This window comes from Kitasatospora sp. NPDC050463, assembly GCF_040655255.1.
Lineage (GTDB): Bacteria > Actinomycetota > Actinomycetes > Streptomycetales > Streptomycetaceae > Kitasatospora.
In genome coordinates this window covers 1-1225 of the sequence record NZ_JBFAJO010000228.1, presented here as the reverse complement: position 1 = coordinate 1225, position 1225 = coordinate 1, and the positions used below count along the sequence as shown (strand labels likewise).

1 protein-coding gene is annotated in these 1225 nt (G+C 69.9%); it reads right to left on the bottom strand.

What is annotated here, in order from left to right; all coding sequences use genetic code 11:
* Positions 1–1210 (bottom strand): acyltransferase domain-containing protein (locus AB0J08_RS41670; RefSeq protein ID WP_360645445.1); only part of this gene is annotated, 1210 nt, incomplete at its 3' end.
* Positions 1211–1225 lie beyond the last annotated feature (15 nt).

Genomic DNA, 1225 nt, shown 5'->3' with positions numbered 1-1225 from the left:
CGGCAAGCCACCCCTGACCCGACAGCGACAACCGACCCGACAACACCACCCCACCCGAATCCGGCAACTCCACCACCACCCCCAACAACGGATGGTTCGAGGCCCCCAGCCCGAGTGCGGCCGGCTCCCCCGTCACCGCTGCCGACGCCTCGATCCAGAACCGCCGTCGTTGGAACGGGTAGGTGGGCAGATCGACGTGTTCTGCTCCCGAACGGCCGAACAGCGCCTGCCAGTCGACCCTGGCACCACGGAGATGCGCCTGGGCGAGGGCGCTCAGCACCGCCGCGCACTCGTCCCGGTCCCGGCGCACCGACGCGACGAACACCCCCGCCGCAACCACGGACGACCCCATCGCACTCAACACACCATCGGGGCCGAGCTCGACGAACGTCTCCACCCCATCGGCGTGCAGGGACTGCACGGCGTCGGCGAAACGCACCGCCTGGCGGGCGTGCTTCACCCAGTACTCGGGCCTGGCGATCTCCTCCGACACCGGAGCACCCGTGACCGTGGAGACGAACCGAAGCGTCGGCGCCTCGAACGACAGACCCGCCAGCACCTGGCGGAAGTCGTCCAGCATCGGCTCCATCAGGGGCGAGTGGAAGGCATGGCTGACCCGCAGGCGGCGCGAGCGGCGATCCGCCAGGGCCTCTGTGATCCGCTCCACCGCATCCTCGGCACCCGAAACCACCACCGACGTCGGCCCGTTGACCGCCGCGAGCGAGACGTCCTCACCCAGCAGCGGCAGGACCTCCTCCTCGGAGGCCTCCACCGCCACCATCACCCCACCGGCCGGAAGCGCCTGCATCAGCCGACCGCGAGCGGCAACCAAAGTGCACGCGTCCTCCAGCGACAACACACCCGCCACATGAGCAGCCGCGATCTCACCCACCGAGTGACCCGCCACCGCATCCGGCCGCACACCCCACGACTCCCACAACCGGAACAACGCCACCTCGAACGCGAACAGCGCCGGCTGCGCGACACCCGTCCCCTCCAGCGCCTCGGCATCCGAACCGAAGAACTCCCCACGGATACCGAGGAGTTCGAGGATCTCGTCCAACGCATCCGCGAACACCGGGAACCGCTCGTACAGTTCGCCTCCCATGCCGACGCGCTGCGCACCCTGCCCCGCGAACAGGAAGCCGAGACCCCCTCCAGCAACGAGGTCCGACTCGATCCCGCCGTCCCCGGCCGCCAGCGCGTCCAACTCCCGCAGCAGAGC